Genomic DNA, 17,206 nt, shown 5'->3' with positions numbered 1-17,206 from the left:
AAGCCCTCCCCAGCAGCAGGCTGCCCATGAACGCAGGTGAACGCCCCTGCACGCCACCCAGCACCCCACCAACAGGCCTTGGAAAAAGCGTGCGCCCCCGAGCAACAGCCTTGGGCCGCCGTGCACCGGTTCGCGGAGCGGTGCGCCTTCCGCCGACGGCATGCGCCCCGTAACCCTGGACCAGTCCGCTCGACAGCCGAGACCAGGGGTGGGAATCGTGGCTACTACGCAGTCCAGGTGTGGAGCGCTGACGGAGAGGGGAACCCGGTGCCGGCGACTGGCGATGGTGGACGCGTCGAGGTGCAATCTCCACCGCGGCGACTGGTCCTCGTACACCGTCCAGAGGCGCAAGGAAGCCGAGCGCAAAGCGAAGGCACCAAGGCGTCGCAAGTGACACAGTCGCGGGTGCGGTGACATCCATGGCTGACATCAACGGCAGCGGACAGCAGCGGCACCGCGCAGGCCTTTGGCATCCAGATCTGACGGCGAGGTGCTGCCCGAATCGCGGCCACCCAAGGGGCCATGATCTCTCTCCCCATGGCCGCTCCCGCCCAAAGCCGCTCGCTCCACCGACGTCTGCATTCGCGCCAGAGTTCGGGGGATCCGGGTTAAGGAGCACACTGGGGGTATGGCCCTACCTGAAATGCATGATTGCTCGGCCTGTTCGGACGGCGCCGCGCAGGACACAGTCCTTCACCAAGATCTCGTCGTCGGAGCACCGCTGTCCATGGAGGATCTCACCGACGTGCAGCGCCTCGACCGGTTCGCCCGCAAGTACGCTCACGACGGTTGCCAGGTCAGAGAAGTCCGGCGGGTCCCGCACGACAGCTTGAGCGGCTACGCCTGGTCTGTCCGCTTCACCGAGATTTCGTGACGATTCGTTTACGGGGCAGTTCAGGAAAGTGCCTGCGAAGACCGGCCGGACGGACAGTTTCGGACTTGGCGTAGCGGACGGCGATGTGCGCAGCGGAGGCGAACTGCGACGACGCCGCCGGCCCTCACGTCCTCGTTGCCGTGGCACATCTGGTGCTCGCCGATTCGGCAGGCGCCCGCCGTGTCCGGGCCGGGTCGTGCCGTCGTGGGGGCGGTCACCGCTTCTCGCCCTCGCGGCGGGGCCAGGAAGCGCCTGAGTATTCGTGGTGGTGATCGTCTTTGTGGTTCGGGTCTTTTGCGGGTGCGGCACCGCGCCGGTGTGTCCGGTTTCGGCACCCAGCAGATTTTGAGTCCCGCAGGCCGTACCGTCTCGGCTGTTCCGTGCTTCATGGAGCCACCCGGGCCTGCGCATCGGCGGTGGTCACGAGGCCGCGCTGCTCACGGCACGGTGCGCATGCGTACCGGCCGTAGCCCGAGCCGGACGTCGCCTCGACGGGGTCGATGAGGACGGTGGTCATCGATGGCCCCTCGTGCCAGTGGCACCAGACGCACCACGGGCGACGACATCAGCGACATCGCGCGGCAGCGTTCCCAGACACGGCCTAGCGCGCCACGCGGTAGCGGAGGTAGACGACTCTCGAGCTGAAGGTGCGGGTCTCGACGAGTTCGAGATCCACCCGGTGCTCGCGGTGGGGAAAGAACGGAATGCCACCGCCGACCAGCACCGGGTAGACCATGGCCCGGTATTCGTCGATGAGACCCAGCGCGGCCGCCTCGGCGGCGAGAGTCGCGCCGCCGATCGCGATGTCGCCCTCCCCCGGCTCGGCTCGCAGCCGCTCGATCTCCTCCGCCAGGCCGCCGGAGGCCAGGCGGGCATTGCCCTGCACCGCCGACAGCGTGGTGGAGAACACCACCTTGGGGAGCGGCTTCCAGAGCGCGGCCCACTCGAGCATGGAGTCGTCGAGCGATGGATCCTGGTCGGCGATCTCCCAGTACAGCATCGTCTCGTACAGCCGTCGTCCCAGCAGGTGGACGCCGACCTCTCGAATCTCGTCGATCCAGAAGCGAAAGACCTCCTCGTCGGGCGCTGTCCAGTCGAAGCCGCCGTCCGGCCCGACGATGTAGCCGTCAAGTGAGACGCTCATCGAATAGGTCACGCTGCGCATCAGCAGTCCTCCTCGGTAACGGGTTCGACAGTACGACCGCCGGACGCCGCAGGACTCGTTGCGGCTCGCGGGATCCCCTGGGCCAAGGAGGTTCTTTCTGGACTTGGCCGTCCCGGCGTGCCCCGGCGGCGTGCTGGTGAGTCCGGCAGAGCGTGGAGTCGACGTTCACCGTTCACCCGATGCGACTGCGCGCGTTGGCTCGCGCCTGGAGCTTGGTGAGCGGCCCTGCCCGCACTCCGTCGTCGCTGCGGCCGGCAGAAGCGGCTCCAGCACGGCCCATTGATCATCTGACAGATCTCCCCGCCCCACGCGAAGATCATCAAGAAGGGCGGCGACCTTTCAAAACACGGCCTGGGCGATGCGCTTGCCGTCGAAGCCGCCCTCGGTGCGCAGCTCGCGCAGCCGCGCACCGAGGGCGATCCTCGCGCTCTGGTAATCGCTGCGCACACGGTGGAACGTACCCGCGTGGCGAACTCTTCGGTACGGACGGCGTAATGCCAGGCGGCGTCACGGGTCTGGCAGGCGGCAAGGACGTCGGAGCAGCGTGCCAGTTGTTCGGTGGCACGCAAGAAGACGCCCTCCGCCCTGCCCGCTGATCGAGTGTGGAAACGGACGGCTCCGCGTACGCGTGCGTACGCGGAGACTGTCCCGTTCCGCGCTCCTTCGGCGTCAGCCCGGTGCCATGCGGCTGAGGGGTTCCCAGGTTCGGTACTGGTCGACGCGGGCCTCGTTCATCTCCTGGACGAGGTCGTACGATCGGCTGCCGACTATCAGGCGTCGCGGTGGCTCCGGCAGTTCCGCCAGCTTCATGATGACGGGTGCAGCGGTGCTCGGGTCCGGGCCGGCGTCCTCGCCCCACATCTCCGCCAGTTGGGCACGCAGCGTTTCGTATGCCGGGTCGGGTGTGGTCGCTGTGGTGCCTGCCGTGAACAGCCCCGTGGCGTAGCCGCCCATCTGCACATTGGTGACCCTGATCCCGAACTGCTCGACCTCCATCGCGAGCGCCTCGCTGACCGAGTCGAGCGCCGCCTTGCCCGCCCCGTAGAACCCGACGGAGGCCATGCCGCCGCTGCTGCCCATCGACGTGACCTGGAGGATGCGTCCGGAGCCCTGCGCACGCAGGTGGGGGATCACGGCCTGGGCCACCCACACCGCACCGAAGAAGTTGACGTCGAGGTGGTCTCGGATCTGTTCCTCCGTGGCCTCCTCCACCATTCCGTACAACAGGCCGCCGGCGTTGTTGACCACGACATCGAGTCGGCCGAAAGCCGCTGCCGCCCGTTCCACCGCCTCGAACACGGCTCGGCGGTCCGAGACGTCCAAAGTGAGCCGTACGAGATCGTCCGGATACTTCTCGGCCAGCTCGGCGAGTGGCTCAACATCGCGGGCGGCCGCCACGACGTGCTCTCCGGCGGACAGGGCGGCCTCGGCGAACGCACGGCCCAAGCCACGGGAAGCACCGGTGATGAACCAAGTCCTGGCGTTCGGCACAAATACTCACTCCTACTCAATGGAACGGAACGGTTCGTCTCGTCGAACGTTATCCGGTCCGCGTGCCCCACGCCAAGGAGTTTCTGCGCAAAGCCCGAGCGGCGGCCGCCGTCGCGTCAGTCGTCGAGAACGGCGACGTCGAGTCGGCAAAGGCGGTCCCGGTCCGCGATTACGTCGATTTCGGTGATCTTGTCGTCTGTGATCGTGAAGCTGAGCACCAGGAACAGTCGTCCGTGGGGCGCCATTGCCAGCCCGACCGTTCCGTCGAGCAGCGCCAGTCCCGTGAACCGGGCCCGTCCCGTGGCGGCCATCGCGCCCGTGGCCACCCTGTGGGCGCCGAGTACCACGATCGGTTCGAGGGTGGGGCCGACCGCGCGGTCGGCTCGTAGCACCACGTCCGGGTGGAGCAGTGCGACCAGCGCCTCGAAGTCCCCGCCCCGGGTGGCGGCCAGGAAGGCGTCGACGACTTGGCGCCGACGGGTCAGATCGGGGTCCGGCACGGTGGCGCCGCCTTTCACCCGGCGGCGGGCGCGGCTCGCGAGTTGTCTGGCCGCGGCCGGGGAACGCTCGATCATCGGGCCGATCTCGTCGAAGGGCACGGAGAACATGTCGTGCAGTACGAAGGCGAGCCGCTCGGCCGGCGTCAGCGTGTCGAGCACCACCAGCAGCGCCACCCCGACCGAGTCGGCAAGCAGCGCTTCCTCCTCGGGGTCGTGCCCGTCCTCGGGGCCGACGGCCGGGTCGGGCACCTGCACGTCGAGGGGATCCTCGCGCCGCGACTGGCGCGTACGCAGCATGTTCAGGCACACCCGTGACACCACCGTGGTCAACCACCCGGTGAGGTTCTCGACGCCGCCGGTGTCGGCGCGGCTCGCGCGCAGCCAGGCCTCCTGAACTGCGTCGTCGGCCTCACTCACCGAGCCGAGCATCCGGTACGCAACCGCCCGCAGGTGAGTGCGGTCCTCCTCGAATCGCTTGATCAGCAATGGGTTCTCGTCCATCGGTCACATTCCTCGCTCGCGGCGTGTCAAAGCAGCAGACACCGAGAACCTACTGATCCAACCGGGCAGTTGATCGCCCGACTCGAACGAATGTGGGAGTAGTCATGACTTCATCCATCCTCGTCACCGGCGGCACGGGCACCCTGGGAGGCCACGTCGTCCCGCTCCTTCGAGATGCCGGCTGCAAGGTGCGAGTGCTGAGCCGGCACAGCCGCGAGTCCGGGGACGGCATCGAGTACGTGACCGGCGACCTGCTCAAGGGCGAGGGGATCGAGGCCGCCGTGGACGGCGTCGAGATCATCCTGCACCTCGCGGGCGGCCCCAAGGGCGACGAAGAGGCGACCCGGAACCTGGTGCGGGCCGCGTCGCGGGCCGCTGGCGTGCGGCACCTCGTGTGTATCTCGGTCGTCGGGGCGGACAAGGTCCCGCTGGGCTACTTCAAGTCCAAGCTGGGCGCGGAGCGGGCCGTGGCCGAGTCCGGCCTGCCATGGACGACGCTGCGCGCCGCCCAGTTCCATGACCTGGCCCTGACCGTGGTCGAGAAGATGGCGAAGCTGCCGGTGATACCCGTCCCGGGCGGACTCCGGTTCCAGCCGGTCGATTCGCGCGAGGTGGCGGCCCGGCTCGTAGAACTGACGCTCGGCAAGCCGGCCGGCCTGGTGCCCGACCTGGCCGGGCCGAAGGTGTACGGGATGGCCGACCTGAGCCGCGGATACCTGCAGGCGCGCGGCAAGCGCCGCCCGATGATGCCGGTCCGGATGCCCGGAAAGGCCGGCCGCGCGTACCGGGCCGGCGAGAACCTGTCTCTCGAAGGGGCCGCTGTGGGTCGGCGGACCTGGGAGGACTTCCTGGCTGAGCGCCTGCGCTAGCGCACCCTGCCGTCCGCCCATCGCCGCGTTCCGTTGCTTCAGGGCCTTCGTGTGGTGTGCGGGAGATAGACGTACGCCGGACGGGACTGCTCCGGGGACGCGGCCCGAGGGGCGTCCGTGTCGATCAGGTGCACCATGAGAAACGACGCTGCCCGGTCCCTCCGGCGTTACCGTCGTTGTATGTGCCGCAGCATCAAGACTCTCCGACCGCCCGTCCTGGAGCATGAGGCCACCGACGAGGACGTCACCGCCGCTGCCCTCCAGTACGTACGTAAAGTCTCCGGATTCCGGGCCCCCGCCGCCCACAATCGGGACGTCTTCGACCAGGCCGTCGCCGACATTGCCGAGGCCACCAGCAAGCTGCTCGCCGGGCTTGAGGTGCGAGGGGCAGCGAGAGCGAAGGCGTAGGTGTAAGCGAAGGCGACTGAAGGGTTACGGGGTTACCGGCACCCTGGCCGGGCGCCGTACCAAAAGGGCCGCCAGCGAGCCCGCGCCGAACAGGGCCAGTACCGACACCGCCGCCGCCAGCCACGTCGCACCCAGCCACTGCCCGCCGAAGTAGCCGAGGCCCACGCTGTACCCCGCCCAGGCCATGCCCGCCAGGGCCGACCACGGCAGGAACTCCTTGACCTTGCGGTGGGCCGCGCCCGCGCCCAGGGAGACCACCGAGCGGCCGGCCGGGGCGAAGCGGGCGATGACTACGAGGATGCCGCCGCCCCGGCTGAGTGCTGTGCCGAGACGTTCCTGCGCCGAGGTCAGGCGGCGGGAGCGGGCGATGGCGCGGTCCAGACGTTCGCCGCCGCGCCAGGCAAGGCGGTACGCCACCAGGTCGCCCAGTACGGAAGCGGTCGTCGCGCACACCATCAGGGCGAGGATGTCGGGCACCTGGTGCGCGACCTGGCCGGTGGCCCCGGCGGCCGTGGTCGAGCCCGCGGCAGCGGCTGTCGCGGCCGTGATGACCAGGACTCCGCTGGGGAGGACGGGGAGGAAGACGTCCAGGACCACGGAGAGCGCTACCACCGCATAGATCCACGGGCTGCCGGTCAGCGCCCCCACACTTTCGAACAACGTGACTCCCCGGTTCGTGAAGAACGCCGCGACGTCGCAGGGGAGCGGCAGGGGCGGCTGTACAGCCATACAGCGTACGCCTGCCATATCGGCGGAGATCGTCAGGGGCGCGACGAATAGTCGGGGAGCGGCGCGAGGGATAGTCAGGGAAGGGCGCGACGAGTCGTCAGAGGGCGCGACGGGTCGTCAGGGGCGCGACGACGTCAGGAGTTCGGTCGTACGTACTGCCGTCGTAGCCCGCAGCGCCGCCCGCGCCACCGCGTCCGCGTCCGTCAGCGTCACCGAGTCGACGCCCGGCCTGGCACCCGCCGCCGTCACCCAGTGCACGCCCTCCGTCGGCACCCCGAAGGCGAAGCGGTGCGGGTGTGCCTCGCCCTGGTGGTCAATCAAGTGGTACGGGCGGCGAGTTACGTCCAGGCCGCCCGTCTCGTAACCGTCGACCGTGTGCGGGCGGCACTGGCCCGTCTTCAGCAGGCTCGCGAGGAGCTCGTCGGACGTACGCCGCAAATCCGGCTCCGGCAGCCGCGCCTCGACGAGTGTCGTCGCCGTGATTTCCGAGCCCGGTACGTCGGGTGACGATGCGACGAAGGCGCCGTCCGCCGTCCCTACCGTCATGCGCGGACCGATCACATCCAGTACGCCCGCCTCGATCAGGGCGGTCATCTCCTCGATCCTGCGGCGCGGCGGCCCGATGGAGAGGAAGGCATTGAGCGGCGTGTACCAGCGGTCCAGGTGGTCGCGGCGGGACGCGCCCGGCAGGCCTGCGTGGTCCACTATCCGGCGCAGTTCGTTGCGCAGGTCGCGCAGTACGTCGAGGGCGGCCTTGCGCGGGCCCGCGACATTGCCGAGCGCCGCGTGCGCCGCGTCCCGGCGGAGGTGGTGCAGGAGCCAGGCGCGGTGGCCGGCCGGGCTTTGGAAGGTGCGGCCGGTGTACGGGCGGGCGGTCAGGTTCCAGCACCAGCGTTCCTGGTGCGGGATGCCGAAGCCGTCCAGTACAGCGGCCTCTTCGGGGCTGTGGTGTGCCGTGGCGAGGAAGCGTTCGCGGAAGGCGGTGGCGGTGGCGGTGGTGGCGGTGTCGGTGGTGCGGAGTCGCGTCGCTTGCAGCGTCTCGTAGTAGACCGTCTCCACCTCCTTTGCCACCAGCGGCCATATCTCGGCCAGGAAGTCCGGCGGATCACCCGCGTCCGCACGGGCCCGGAAGGCCGCGATCGTAGTGGGGGTCAGGAGCAGTGGGGTGTGCCTGCCGTACGGGCCCTTGGCGTTGTCGCCGCGCGCCTGGTGCGGCACCCCGCGCCGCGACCCCGCGTAAAGGCGCGGCTCGCAACCGGACGGACGGTAGGTGAGGGTGCCGTCGGTGCCGCGCGTGAAAGTGCCGCCCCGGCCCGATGTCAACAGCGCCATGTGGTCGAAGAAGTTGAGGCCGAGGCCGCGCAGCAGGACCGGTTCGCCGGGTGCGAGGGCGGAGAGGTCGAGGTCGGCGGGGTTCGCGGGTGGCAGGTGGCGCAGGCCGTGGCGGGCCGCGTACGCGGTGAAGTGCGACTCCGACTTGCCCGGGTGCACCGGCAGATGGCCCTGGGCCAGTACGACGGCGCTCAGGCCGGTCAGCGTGAGGCCGGTGTCGAGCGCGAGGCTCTGCGTGCCGTCCGGGGCGTCCTGGAGGCGTACGGCCCGTGCGGAATGCACCTGAACAGTCACCGACTCGGGGGCGCCCCGCACTACTTGGCGGAACACCCACTCCAGATAGCGGCCGTAACAGGCGCGGGTGGGGTAGTCGTCGGGGCCGAGCGCCGCGTCCGTTGCTGTGGCGTTGGTACGGGGGGTTGCCGCCGTCGCCCACTCGTACAGGCTCGGGCCCGGCCGTATCGGGCCCGAGCAGTCGACGCTCTCGTCGGTGAAGAGCGTGACCTGCGAAGCGACCGTGTTCATCAGCAGGTCGGCGGGCTGCTCCGTCCGCCAGACCCGGCCCGCACCCGGCGGCGCCGGGTCGACGACATGCACCGTCAGCCGGACGTCCGGGATCAGCGCGGGCACGGAGGCACAGAGCCTTTCGAGCACGCTGGTGCCTCGGGGGCCGGCGCCCACGACAGCGAGGGCATGGCGTACTGCGGACAAAACGGTGACTCCCGGGGCGTGGGGCGCAGGAAGCGGAGGGTCCGGCTCATCATGCCGGGGGAGAGCCGGAAGTCGTAGCCCTGTCACGGAGGATCTTCGTCCGCTGTGGGAAGGATCACGGTCCCTCTGCGAGGATCACGGTCACCCTGCAAAAGATCACGGTCCCTCTGTAAGGTCCCGCTCCAGTACGGTCACGAGCCGTGCACCCGCGCCCCGGCTTCTGCCCCCATTCCCGACCGGGCTCCAGCCCCTCTTGGCCCGCGCCTGGTCCAGCCGCAGCGCCGCCGTACGCCCCCGCAGAGTCAGCGTCATCAGCTGGTTGCCGAACCACGGCCCGGACGTCTTGCGCCAGTCGATCCGCGGCGTATCCACCCTCCCGTGCCGGGCAAGAAAGCGGCCCAGCCGCCGTCCTGTTCCGCTCCAGCCGAAACGGAAACCGAGGCGTATGGAGCGGGGAATTCTGTTGTGCACAGGGGAGCAGGTCAGTTGGAGCACCCGCGCCACCGGTCCCGCCTCCGCACGGCCGTTGAGCCAGGTCAGCTCGGCGACGTACGCATGGTGCACATCGCCCGAAAGCACGCAGATGGTGGCCGGGGCAGCGGGGCCGGAACCGGCCTTCTCTATCAGCCCGGTGAGCCACTCGAAGGACGCCGGGAAAGCCGCCCAGTGCTCCAGGTCCGACCTACGGCGCAGGTCCTCGCCGAAACGCGCCCACTGCGCGCCGCGTTCGCCCCGGCACAGTGCGGCATTCCACCCCTCCGCGTCATGGATGAGCGGCGGCAGCAGCCACGGCAGGGAGGTGCCGATGAGGAGGTGGTCGTACGATCCCGGGTCCTCCAGCGCCTGATCGTGCACCCACTGTGCCTCGGCGTCGTCGAGCATCGCCCGCTTGCCCTCGTCCAGGACGCGGGCCGCGCGCGTATCGACCATGAGGAGCCGCACCCGGCCGAAGTCGCGGCGGTAGCTCCAGCGCGCGCACGCCGGGTCGGCGTCGGCTTCCGCCGAGAACCGGCGGAGGGCGTCCGTCCCGTCGGGGGTGGACCGTACGGCCGCGTACAGCTCGTCCGCCGCCAGCTCGGCCGGGGAGAGATTGCCCAGGTGCTGATAGACCCAGTACGACATCAGGCCGCTGAGCACCCGCTCCCGCCACCAGGGCGTGGCGCGCATCTCGGACAGCCACGACGCGCTGGTGTTCCAGTCGTCGATCACATCATGGTCGTCGAAGATCATGCAGCTGGGGACGGTGGACAGCAGCCAGCGGACCTCGGGGTCGAGCCACGACTCGTAATAGAGCCGGGTGTACTCCTCGTAGTCCGCGACCTCCGCACCAGGCGGGTCCCGCAGATCCCGCCGCGCGGCCAGCCAGCGCCGCGTCGCCTTCGACGTCTCGTCGGCGTACACCTGGTCGCCCAGCAGGATCAGTACGTCGGGACGCGCCGCCGTCGGGTCGGCGGCGAGGCCCGCGGCGAGCGTGTCCAGGGCGTCGGGGCCGACGGGGTCCCTCTCGCCTGCGGGCGGTGCGGTCCACCGGCAGGAGCCGAAGGAGACGCGCACCTCGGCAGCAGGTATCGAGGGTGTACGGATGGTGCTCGGGGGGAAGCGGGAGTCTTCGAGCGGCCACACCCGGCGCCCGTCGAGCAGCACCTCGTACGCCGTCTCGGAGCCCGGGCGCAGCCCCGTCACGGTGACCAGCGCGTAGTGGTGGCCCTCGATCTGGAACGTACGGGACGAGCCGCCCGCGCCGTCCTCCTCGCACCGCACCTCCGCCGTGCAGGGCCGGTCCGCCTCGACCCATACGGTCGCGGCGTCACCGGCCTCGCGGTCGACGTGCCGCAGCAGTGGTCCCAGGCGCAGCCCGGCCATAGATCGCCCTCCTCAGTCGCCCCGTAGGGTACGGAACGACGGAGGAGGGCGGGGAGGTTCCTGGTCAGCAGTTGTTGAGGACGCCCTGAAGCGCGCTCTTCTCGGCGGAGTCCACGGTCAGGTTCCAGTGGTGCTTCACGTGCACCCACATCCGGGCGTACATGCAGCGGTAGGCGGTGCGCGGCGGCAGCCACTCCGCCGGGTCCAGGTCGCTCTTGGCCTGGTTGACGTTGTCGGTGACGGCGATGAGCTGCGGGCGCGTCAGGTCGTTGGCGAAGGACTGCCGCTGGGCGGTCGTCCAGCTGCTCGCGCCGGAGCGCCAGGCCTCGGCGAGCGCCACGACGTGGTCGATGTCGAGGTCGGACGCGGCGGTCCAGGTGGCGCCGTCGTACTCGGAGTACCAGCTGCCGCTGACGGCCGCACAGCTGGAGTCCTGCTGCACGTTCGTACCGTCGCGCTTGAGTACGACCTCACGGGTGTTGCAGGCACCCGACTGGGTGATCCAGTGCGGGAACTTGTCCCGGCTGTAGCCGGTGGACGAGCCCTCTGCCCGCTCGGTCAGTTGGCCGAGGTACGTACGGGCCGTGGCGGCGCTCACGGGGGTCGGCGGGGCCGCCTGGGCTGTGGGGGAGGTGAGAAGGATGCTGGTGCCGGCAAGAGCGGCGGACGCGGTGAGCACGGCTATTCGACGCGCGTAGACACCTGACATGCGAACTCCCTTGATGTGGGGGGCCTTGGCCGGACTGCCCCTGTTGGGGCCCGGCCATCGTGGCGGCGCCAGGTTTCCTGGGGATGGGCGCCAGGTAACAGGGTGGCGACATGAGCACGTCACATCAAGTGTTCTGGCGTCCCGACACCGTTCCTCCACCGCTCTAGAGTTGGGCGGTGCCCGCCTTGCCTGTACGCCCTCTCGCCGCCGACCAGGTCCTGCTGCCCGTCAACTTCACCCTGGGCGCCGTCCTTGCCGTGCTGCTCGCGGTCGCCGTGACAGTGGTCGCGTTCGCCCGCCTCTCCGAGGACGGAAGCCGCGGCAGCCGGTCCCGCGCCGTCGCCGTCGCGGGCCTGCGCGCCGCCGTCCAGCTCGTCGCCGTGGCCCTCCTGATCGGGTGGGTCGTACGGTCCGGGTGGCTGCTGCTCGCGTTCCTGACGCTGATGTACGCCGTCGCCGTACGCACCGCAGGGCGCCGTATCACCGACAACGCGACCTGGTGGTGGGCCGCCGTGCCGATCGGCGCGGGCGTCGCCCCCGTCGTCGCCGCGCTCCTGCTGACCGGGCTCGTACCGCCCGACGGCATCGCGCTCGTCCCCGTGACCGGCATCCTCATCGGCGGCGCGCTCACCGCGACGGTGCTGGGCGGGCGCCGGGCACTCGACGAGCTGGCGACGCGCCACGGGGAGGTGGAGGCGGGGATGGCGATCGGCCTGCTGGACCGCGAGGCCCGCCTGGAGATCGCCCGCCCCGCCGCGTCGGACGCGCTGCTGCCGGGCCTCGACCAGACCAGGACGGTGGGCCTGGTCACCCTGCCGGGCGCGTTCGTCGGCATGCTGCTGGGAGGGGCGTCGCCGATGCTCGCGGGGATTGTGCAGCTGTTCGTGCTGGTCGCGCTGCTCGCGGTTCAGGCGGTGGCGGTGGCTGTGGTGCTGGAGCTGGTGGCGCGGGGGCGGCTGTACCGGTCGCGTACCCTGTACGGAGCAGAAGGGGAGTAGCTCTTCGCCGGACCGTCGACATACTGCTGAGCACGCCTCAGCCGGCGCCCGGAGGCGGACATGATTTCGGGCCTTACGGTCCTTTCGGTCCGCCAGCGAGACCTTCGGCCGCAGTGTTGTTGTCTTTTTACGACGCTGCCGTGCCGAAGCGACCCCTGATTTCGATCACGCAGGTCTCGTCTCTCGGTACGGGCAGCCCGACCGATTGAGGACCCCAGCCCCATGATCAGTTTTACCGTCATGGCGATCACCTTCGGCACCGTCTTCCTCGCCGAACTCCCCGACAAGACCGCCCTGGCCGGTCTCATGCTCGGCACCCGTTACCGCGCCTCGTACGTCTTCGCGGGCGTCGCCGCCGCCTTCGCGCTGCATGTGGCGCTGGCCATTGCGGCGGGCAGCGTGCTGACGCTGCTGCCGCACCGGCTTGTGCAGGCAGTCGTCGGCGTCCTGTTCCTCGCGGGCGCGCTGGTCCTGCTCTTCAAGAAGGACGACGGCGAGGAGGAGGTCAAGGCCCCCGCCGATCAGTCCTTCTGGAAGGTGTCGGGCGCGGGCTTCATGCTGATCCTGGTCGCGGAGTTCGGCGACCTCACCCAGATCATGACGGCGACCCTGGCGGCGCGTTACGACAACCCGGTTTCGGTGGGCTTCGGCGCGGTGCTGGCGCTTTGGGCGGTGGCGGGAATCGGAATCGTGGGCGGGCGCACGCTGATGAAGTACGTGCCGCTGCGGCTGATTACGAAGGTGGCGGCGGGGCTGATGCTGGCGCTGGCGGGGTTCAGTCTGTACGAGGCGGCTGCGGGCTGACTGGTGCGGGGTGCGGGTGCGTTGTGTGGTGCGGGTTGCCTGCGGCGCAGTTCCCCTCCCCGCCCCTTCCCGAACTGTGGGCTAGCCCCCAGGCCCCCGGGCGCCCTTGGGGGTCCCCCCGGGCGAAGTCTGGGGGAGTGTCCTCAACTCCCCCAAGGACTGCGTCCAGGGGCCCCACGGGCTGAAAGCTTCACGCCCCCCGGGTCGCCACATGCAGCCGCACTGTCCCGTCCGGCAGCGCCTCCACCCGTACCTGCGTCAGGTCGTCGACGTGTGCCGTCGGGTTGTGTGCGGCCGCGCGCGGGCCCACTCCGATCACGCGCATACCGGCCGCCTTGCCGGCCGCGATGCCCGCCTCCGAGTCCTCGAAGACGACGCAGTCCGCCGGGTCGTGGCCCAGGTCCGCCGCGCCCTTCAGGAAGCCCTCCGGATCCGGCTTGCTCGCGCCCGCCATCTCCGCCGTGACGCGCACCTGCGGTATCGGCAGGCCCGCAGCCGCCATGCGTGCCTGGGCCAGCGCCTCGTCCGCCGACGTCACCAGGGCGTACGAGAGGCCGGTCAGGGAGGTCATGAACGCCGGGGCGCCGGCGATCGGTACGACACCGTCGACGTCGGAGGTCTCCTGGGCGAGGAGCTCGCGGTTGTCGGCGTAGTTCTGCTCGACGGGGCGGTCCGGCAGCAGGACGGCCATGGTCGCGTACCCCTGGCGGCCGTGTACGACCTTGAGGGCCTCCTCAGGGTCCAGGCCGTGCGCCCCGGCCCAGCGCCGCCACACGCGCTCGACCACCGCGTCGGAGTTGACGAGCGTGCCGTCCATGTCCAGGAGGAGCGCGTGGGCGTTCAGAACGGTGGTGGCCGGCATCGGCGTACTCCAGAGCGCAGGAGAAAGAGAACAAGCGGCCCCGCCCGCCGGTCAGGGAATACGGGCGGAGCCACTTTGTTCCACCACTATACAAAACGCTGGGGCCAGCGCCACCCCGCCCCCCTCGCGGCCGGCGGTCAGGGCTCTTCGGTTTGTGCCTCAAGGGCGCGGCGCGTGTTCGGCCCGTAGGTGCCCTCGGGGTCGCCCTCGACGGACATGTACGACTGGAACGTCCGTACGGAGTCCTCCACGCGGTCGCTGAAGTGACCGTTTTCCGGGCCGCTGTACAGCCAGATCTGGCTCAGCCTGTCCTGCAGTTCCACGACTTCCGGCCCTCTGTCGCCCCTGCTCAGCGTGACGCCGCCCGCTTCCGGCTCCTCCTCCACCGTGCCGGTGGCCCGCGCAGTGGAAGGCGTCGCCGACGGGGTCGCCTTAACCGGCTGTGACGAGCTGGGGCTGGGGCCGGCGCTCGTAGTGAGGGAGGCGGAGGGGGAGGGGCTTGCCGAAGGGGACGTCGAAGCCGAGGCCGAGGCCGACGGGGACTTCGATTCCGCCGCGGACTCCGAGGTGGACGCCTCCGGGCCGTCGCTCGCACTCGGCGCGCTCGTCACCGTGTCCGGCAACGCCCGCTCCTCCTCGTCGCCCCCGGTGAACAGCCCGCCCGCAAAGGCGGCCGTGCCCACCACGGCCACCGCCGCCGTCCCCACCGCGAGCCACAGCGCGGCGGGACGCCTCCGCTGCCGAGGGTGTACGGACGGCTCCTCGAACGGGTAAGGAAGGGCGAAGGGGTCGTTCGCAGGGTCGGTCAGGGCGTCCATCGCCGCCGTGGCGCCGGGCTCCGCCCCCGAACCGCTCACCACCCCCAGCGGCATCGTCACCGCCGCGTCGCCCTCGCGGTACACCTCCACCGGCCTCGGCGGCACCTCGCCCGTCGCCGGCTCCTCCAGCGTGACGTACGGGCGTATCCGGAGCGGATTGAAGTCCTCCGCCGCGGCCACTTCCGCCGACCGCTCCGCCCTCACCGCCTCCGCCGTCCGCTCGGCGCACTCGCAGCCGGGTCTGCCGTCGTCCGACGCAGACCCCCTGTCCGTACCGCACTCAGGACATATGTGTCCGTTCACCGTGGGTCCCCTCCCTCGAACTGCCAGCGATTATGCAGACCCGCCGAGGGGATTCCCACCGGCCCCACCCGTCGCTGCAGGCTCGGCAGGCCATATCGGCCCATAACAATCACCATGGAACATAGGTGCAGGGACGTCCCCAGGGACGAGGAGAAGTCCATGGCTCAGCATGCGAGCGGACCCCCGGCAGTGGCCCCGGGCGCCGGTCCGGGGACCGGTCCCGAAGGGGGCCCGGTCGACAGCCGAAGGACCGTCCTCATCGCCATCGGCGCGCTGCTGCTCGGCATGTTGCTCGCCGCGCTCGACCAGACCATCGTCTCGACCGCGCTGCCGACGATCGTCAGCGAACTCGGCGGCATGGAGCACCTGTCCTGGGTCGTCACGGCGTACATGCTCGCCGCGACCGCCGGCACCCCGCTGTGGGGCAAACTCGGCGACCAGTACGGCCGCAAGAAGCTCTTCCAGGGCGCGATCGTCATCTTCCTGATCGGCTCCGTCCTGTGCGGCGTCGCGCAGAACATGCCGCAGCTCATCGCCTTCCGCGCCCTCCAGGGACTGGGCGGCGGCGGCCTGATGGTGCTGTCGATGGCGATCGTCGGCGACCTCGTGCCGCCCCGCGAACGCGGCAGGTACCAGGGCCTGTTCGGCGCGGTCTTCGGCGCGACGAGCGTCCTCGGGCCGCTGCTCGGCGGCCTCTTCACCGAGCACCTCAGCTGGCGCTGGGTCTTCTACATCAACATCCCCGTCGGCATTGTCGCGCTGCTCGTGATCGCCGCCGTACTGCACATCCCGGTCCGCACCACCCGGCACACCATCGACTACCTCGGCACCACCCTCATCGCGTCCGTCGCCGTCTGCCTGGTCCTGGTCGCGTCCCTCGGCGGCACCACCTGGGCCTGGGGCTCGGCGCAGATCATCGGGCTCGCGGTCCTCGGCGCCGTGCTGCTCGTCTGGTTCGTCTCCGTGGAGCGCAAGGCCGCCGAGCCCGTCCTGCCGCTGAAGCTCTTCCGTATCAGGACGTTCACGCTCGTCGCGGTCATCAGTTTCATCGTCGGCTTCGCGATGTTCGGCGCGATGACCTACCTTCCGACGTTCCTGCAGGTCGTGCAGGGCGTCACGCCCACGATGTCCGGCGTGCACATGCTGCCGATGGTGCTCGGCATGCTCATCACCTCGACCGCGTCCGGCCAGATCGTCAGCCGTACGGGCCGCTGGAAGGTCTTCCCGATCACCGGTACGGCCATCACCGCACTGGGCCTTCTCCTCCTCCACCAGCTGTCCGCGACCAGCGGCGACTGGGCGATGAGCGCCTACTTCTTCGTCTTCGGCGCCGGACTCGGCCTGGTCATGCAGGTACTGGTGCTGGTCGCCCAGAATGCCGTCACTTACGCCGACTTGGGCGTCGCCACCTCCGGCGCGACCTTCTTCCGCTCCATCGGCGCGTCCTTCGGCGTGGCCATTTTCGGCACCGTCTTCACCAACCGGCTGGTCGACAAACTCGATCACGCCCTGGAGGGACAGCAACTGCCGCCCGGCATCGGCCCCGACCAGGTCGCGGCCGACCCGCGCGACATCGCCCAGCTCCCGCCCGACCTCCAGCCGCCGGTCCTGGACGCGTACTCCACATCCATCACCGACGTCTTCCTGTACGCCGCCCCTGTCGTCCTGGTGGCGTTCGTCGTCGCCTGGTTCCTCAGGGAGGACAAGCTGCGCGGCTCGGTGACCGCGCCGGACGCCGGACAGACTCTGGCATCCAACCCGGTCGAGCGTTCCTCGTACGACGAATGCGCACGCGCCCTCTCGGTGCTGGCGACCAGGGAGGGGCGCCGCAAGGTCTACGAGAAAATCACCGCGAAAGCGGGCTACGACCTGCTGCCCGCGGCCAGCTGGCTGCTGCTGCGCATCAAACGCGAGGGCGCCGTCGAACCCGCCTTCCTCGCGGACGTCACCCCGGTCCCTCTGCGGGTCATCACCGACGCGTCCCGCCAGGTGGAGGAGCGCGGCCTCGCCCGCCGCGAGGGCCTGCAACTGCTGCTGACCGAGAAGGGGATGGAGGTCGCGGAGAAGCTCGCCCACGCCCGCGAGGAGTCGCTGTCGCAGATGCTCGGCGACTGGTGGGGCCCCGACCGGCCGACCGATCTGGTCAAGTTGGTCGAGGAGCTGAACGCAGAGGTGAGCGGCACCGACGCGGACCGGCCGTACAGCCCGGGCCCCAAGCGGGACCACTCGATCTGACGGACTGCCCGACCTGACGGGCTGGACTGGGTGG

The 17,206-nt window shown here is 70.1% G+C and carries 16 protein-coding genes; 6 read left to right on the top strand and 10 right to left on the bottom strand.

The features are described from left to right. Positions 1–628 precede the first annotated feature (628 nt). A complete protein-coding gene (locus J7I98_RS03405) occupies positions 629–874 on the top strand; it encodes a hypothetical protein (protein WP_214916776.1) in 246 nt (81 codons plus the stop codon). Positions 875–1,259: 385 nt separating this feature from the next. Here J7I98_RS03405 and J7I98_RS42175 read toward each other — a convergent pair whose 3' ends face one another. The 4 genes from J7I98_RS42175 to J7I98_RS03390 all read right to left on the bottom strand — a co-directional run bounded on the left by J7I98_RS42175 (position 1,260) and on the right by J7I98_RS03390 (position 4,531). Further along, positions 1,260–1,391, bottom strand: coding sequence for a hypothetical protein (locus J7I98_RS42175; protein WP_285437986.1), 132 nt, complete (start codon positions 1,389–1,391; stop codon positions 1,260–1,262). An 84-nt stretch (positions 1,392–1,475) separates the two neighbouring features. Beyond that, complete coding sequence (locus J7I98_RS03400) at positions 1,476–2,039, bottom strand: dihydrofolate reductase family protein (RefSeq protein ID WP_214916773.1); 564 nt, start codon at positions 2,037–2,039, stop codon at positions 1,476–1,478. Between the two features lie 669 nt (positions 2,040–2,708). Then, positions 2,709–3,530 (bottom strand): SDR family NAD(P)-dependent oxidoreductase, encoded by an 822-nt coding sequence (locus J7I98_RS03395; RefSeq protein ID WP_214916768.1) that lies wholly within the window; start codon positions 3,528–3,530, stop codon positions 2,709–2,711. Positions 3,531–3,646: 116 nt separating this feature from the next. After that, complete coding sequence (locus J7I98_RS03390) at positions 3,647–4,531, bottom strand: sigma-70 family RNA polymerase sigma factor (RefSeq protein WP_214916756.1); 885 nt, start codon at positions 4,529–4,531, stop codon at positions 3,647–3,649. A gap of 104 nt (positions 4,532–4,635) precedes the next feature. On the opposite strand from J7I98_RS03390, the gene J7I98_RS03385 reads away from it, so the two are divergent. After that, positions 4,636–5,400 carry an SDR family oxidoreductase gene (locus J7I98_RS03385; RefSeq protein ID WP_214916753.1) on the top strand — a complete coding sequence of 255 codons (765 nt, stop codon included), beginning with the start codon at positions 4,636–4,638 and terminating at the stop codon, positions 5,398–5,400. Between the two features lie 180 nt (positions 5,401–5,580). Then, positions 5,581–5,808, top strand: coding sequence for a DUF2277 domain-containing protein (locus J7I98_RS03380; protein WP_214916738.1), 228 nt, complete (start codon positions 5,581–5,583; stop codon positions 5,806–5,808). A gap of 24 nt (positions 5,809–5,832) precedes the next feature. Here J7I98_RS03380 and J7I98_RS03375 read toward each other — a convergent pair whose 3' ends face one another. From J7I98_RS03375 to J7I98_RS03360, 4 genes are all read right to left on the bottom strand, one after another. Then, positions 5,833–6,468, bottom strand: a complete 636-nt coding sequence (locus J7I98_RS03375; RefSeq protein WP_214919070.1) for a DedA family protein — start codon at positions 6,466–6,468, stop codon at positions 5,833–5,835. A gap of 186 nt (positions 6,469–6,654) precedes the next feature. Further along, a complete protein-coding gene (locus J7I98_RS03370; RefSeq protein ID WP_214916736.1) occupies positions 6,655–8,580 on the bottom strand; it encodes an FAD/NAD(P)-binding domain-containing protein in 1,926 nt (641 codons plus the stop codon). A 156-nt stretch (positions 8,581–8,736) separates the two neighbouring features. Next, positions 8,737–10,443 (bottom strand): alkaline phosphatase D family protein, encoded by a 1,707-nt coding sequence (locus tag J7I98_RS03365; RefSeq protein ID WP_214916733.1) that lies wholly within the window; start codon positions 10,441–10,443, stop codon positions 8,737–8,739. Positions 10,444–10,507: 64 nt separating this feature from the next. Next, a complete protein-coding gene (locus J7I98_RS03360; protein WP_214916730.1) occupies positions 10,508–11,152 on the bottom strand; it encodes an HNH endonuclease family protein in 645 nt (214 codons plus the stop codon). Positions 11,153–11,328: 176 nt separating this feature from the next. On the opposite strand from J7I98_RS03360, the gene J7I98_RS03355 reads away from it, so the two are divergent. Continuing rightward, entirely contained in the window at positions 11,329–12,150 is an 822-nt protein-coding gene (locus tag J7I98_RS03355; RefSeq protein WP_308377660.1) for an ABC transporter permease, read from the top strand. Positions 12,151–12,372: 222 nt separating this feature from the next. After that, positions 12,373–12,954 (top strand): TMEM165/GDT1 family protein, encoded by a 582-nt coding sequence (locus tag J7I98_RS03350; RefSeq protein WP_214916717.1) that lies wholly within the window; start codon positions 12,373–12,375, stop codon positions 12,952–12,954. A 190-nt stretch (positions 12,955–13,144) separates the two neighbouring features. On the opposite strand, the gene J7I98_RS03345 is transcribed toward J7I98_RS03350, so the two are convergent. Then, positions 13,145–13,816, bottom strand: coding sequence for an HAD-IA family hydrolase (locus tag J7I98_RS03345; RefSeq protein ID WP_214916714.1), 672 nt, complete (start codon positions 13,814–13,816; stop codon positions 13,145–13,147). Positions 13,817–13,953: 137 nt separating this feature from the next. Further along, positions 13,954–14,937, bottom strand: coding sequence for a peptidoglycan-binding protein (locus J7I98_RS03340; RefSeq protein ID WP_214916712.1), 984 nt, complete (start codon positions 14,935–14,937; stop codon positions 13,954–13,956). A 159-nt stretch (positions 14,938–15,096) separates the two neighbouring features. Between J7I98_RS03340 and J7I98_RS03335 the strand changes: the two genes are divergently transcribed. Further along, positions 15,097–17,172 carry an MDR family MFS transporter gene (locus J7I98_RS03335; protein WP_214916700.1) on the top strand — a complete coding sequence of 692 codons (2,076 nt, stop codon included), beginning with the start codon at positions 15,097–15,099 and terminating at the stop codon, positions 17,170–17,172. Positions 17,173–17,206 lie beyond the last annotated feature (34 nt).

Source organism: Streptomyces sp. ISL-98 (assembly GCF_018614055.1).
In the GTDB taxonomy this organism is placed as follows: domain Bacteria; phylum Actinomycetota; class Actinomycetes; order Streptomycetales; family Streptomycetaceae; genus Streptomyces; species Streptomyces spiramyceticus.
This window is presented reverse-complemented; position numbering and strand designations above follow the sequence as displayed.